This window comes from Deinococcus pimensis DSM 21231, from assembly GCF_000519345.1.
GTDB lineage: Bacteria > Deinococcota > Deinococci > Deinococcales > Deinococcaceae > Deinococcus_A > Deinococcus_A pimensis.
The window spans coordinates 418,282-420,802 of sequence record NZ_KI912671.1; the positions used below are offsets into that span (position 1 = coordinate 418,282).

The 2,521-nt window shown below is 73.5% G+C and carries 3 protein-coding genes; all 3 read left to right on the forward strand.

What is annotated here, in order from left to right; all coding sequences use genetic code 11:
- On the forward strand, positions 1-695 hold a 695-nt coding region (locus tag DEIPI_RS33580; RefSeq protein ID WP_211238338.1), incomplete at its 5' end, for a heparinase II/III domain-containing protein.
- Between the two features lie 169 nt (positions 696-864).
- On the forward strand, positions 865-1,671 hold the full coding sequence (iolB, locus tag DEIPI_RS0121755; RefSeq protein ID WP_027483158.1) for a 5-deoxy-glucuronate isomerase: 807 nt from the start codon (positions 865-867) through the stop codon (positions 1,669-1,671).
- Between the two features lie 16 nt (positions 1,672-1,687).
- Entirely contained in the window at positions 1,688-2,479 is a 792-nt protein-coding gene (kduD, locus tag DEIPI_RS0121760) for a 2-dehydro-3-deoxy-D-gluconate 5-dehydrogenase KduD (protein ID WP_045234855.1), read from the forward strand.
- Positions 2,480-2,521: the final 42 nt, after the last annotated feature.

Here is a 2,521-nt window from a genome sequence, read left to right on the forward strand (position 1 = left end):
CGGACCTCGCGTGGCTCGTGCGCCGCGTCGAGGTCGGCGCGCGCCTCGTGACGTTCGCCGCGAAGGGCGGGCACAACGACGAGCCGCACAACCACAACGACCTCGGCAGCTTCACGCTCGGCATCGACGGTGAGGACGTCCTCGTCGACCTGGGCGCCGGGCCGTACACCCGCGCGTACTTCGGTGAGGAGCGCTACGCCCACCTGCACGCGTCCTCGCTGGGGCACAGCGTCCCGGTCGTCGCGGGTGAGGCGCAGCGCGGCGGTGTGGACGCGCGCGCGCGGGTTCTGGACGTACGCGTCTCGCCGGACGCCGCGGCGCTCACGCTGGACCTGACGAGCGCGTACCCCGCGGCGACGTCCGTCATCCGGTCCTTCTCGTGGCAGGACGAGGCGGCGCGCGCGTCGCTGCACCTGCGGGACGAGGCGACCTTCGACCCCGCGGGGATCCTCGAGAGCGCGCTCGTCAGCCTGATCCGGCCGGAGGCGCGCGAGGGCGAGGTCGAGTGGGTGGGCGCGGCGGGCACGGTGCTCGCGCGCTTCGATCCCCACCTCGTGCGGCCGAAGGTCGAGGCGACGGCGGCGCGGACGCACGGCGGCGCGCCGATCACGGTGTACCGGGCGCGGTTCGTCACGCTCGATCCTTCGCCGCGGGCGGCGATCGACCTGCGCGTCACGGTGACGCCACATGGGTGACGGGGTCGCTCTTCCGTCCACCGACGACTTGGTGTAACGTTACATCAGCATCCTTCCCCGCTCGCCCTGACCACCCATCGACGGCGCGGCCCGTCCGGCGGCCCGGACGGCACGACCGCACCCGCCGCCCGACCCCCGACGCTCCGCCCGCACGCCCCAGGAGGCTGCCTTGACCACCCCCCGCACCTTCCACGTCCTACCCCGCACCACCGGCCGTCACGACGTCCCCGACGACTCGTGCGCGCTCCTCGGCTTCGCCACCCTCACCCTCGACGCCGGAGCCACCCACGAAGACCACACCCGCGACCGCGAGCTCCTCCTCGTCGTCCTCTCCGGCACCGCCCGCGTCGACACCGACCACGCCACCTTCGACGCCGTCGGACGCCGCGCCAACGTCTTCGCCGGCCTTCCCCACAGCGTCTACCTCCCGCGCGGCACCCGCTACCGCGTCACCGCCCTCACGCCCCTCGAGGCCGCGCTTCCCAGCGCGCCCAGCGACCTCGACACCGACCCGTACGAGATCACCCCCGAGCAGGTCCGCACCGGCACCTGGGGCGCCCTCAACTACACCCGCACGTACCGCGAGATCCTCGTCGCCCCGAACCTGCTGCCCGCGAGTCGCCTCATCGTCGGCGAGACCATCACCCCCAGCGGCCACTGGAGCACCTACCCCCCGCACAAGCACGAGCAGGACACCGGCAACGAGAAGTTCCACGAGGAGATGTACTACTTCCGCCTCAGCAGCCCCGAAGCGTTCGGTCTCGCCCGCCACTACAGCCAGGAGCGCGGCTACGACGCCACCCACACCGTCCGCGACCACACCCTGCTCGCCCTCCCGCACGGCTACCACACCTTCGTCGGCGCGCCCGGCTACCAGAGCTACTACCTCTGGTTCCTCGCCGGGACTGGCCGCACGCAGGGCGTGACGCTCGACCCGGACGTCGGCTGGGTCCAGAAGACCACCCTGATGCTCTGACCCCACCGGAGACCTCATGACGCACGCCCACCCCACGCCCGAACCCCAGCCTTCCGACCCGTTCTCCCTGCGCGGCCGCGTCGCCCTCGTCACCGGAGGCGCCACCGGCATCGGCGCCGCCATCGCCGCCGCGCTCGCCCGCGCGGGCGCCGACGTCGCCGTCACCTCCCACCACGCCCCCACCCGCGACGTCGCCGCGCAGGTCAGGTCGCACGGCCGCCGCTTCGCCGACCTTCCCGCCGACCTCGCCACTGCGTCGGACGTGCTCGCCCTGCCCGACCGCGTCGAACGCGAGCTCGGACCGCTCGACGTGCTCGTCAACAACGCCGGCATCATCCGCAGGCACGACGCGCTCAGCTTCCCCGACGAGGACTTCGACGCCGTCCTCGACGTGAACCTGCGCGCCACCTGGCACCTCAGCCGCGCCTGCGCGCGCAGCATGCTGAGGCGCGGGCACGGCAAGATCATCAACGTCGCCAGCCTCCTCGCCTTCCAGGGCGGCGTGCGCGTCAGCGCGTACACCGCCAGCAAGCACGCCGTCGCCGGCCTCACCAAGGCCCTCGCCAACGAGTGGGCCGCGCGCGGCGTCAACGTCAACGCCCTCGCGCCCGGCTACGTCGACACCGACAACACCCGCGCCCTGCGCGACGACCCCACGCGCGCCCGGCAGATCCTCGAGCGGATCCCCGCCGGACGCTGGGGCCGCCCCGAGGACCTCGCGGGCGCCGCGGTGTTCCTCGCCTCGAACGCATCGGACTACGTGCACGGACACCTGCTGGTGGTGGACGGTGGCTGGCTCGCCCGCTGACCACGCCACGGCCGCGCCCGCCGAGCCGTTCGGCGGCGCCAC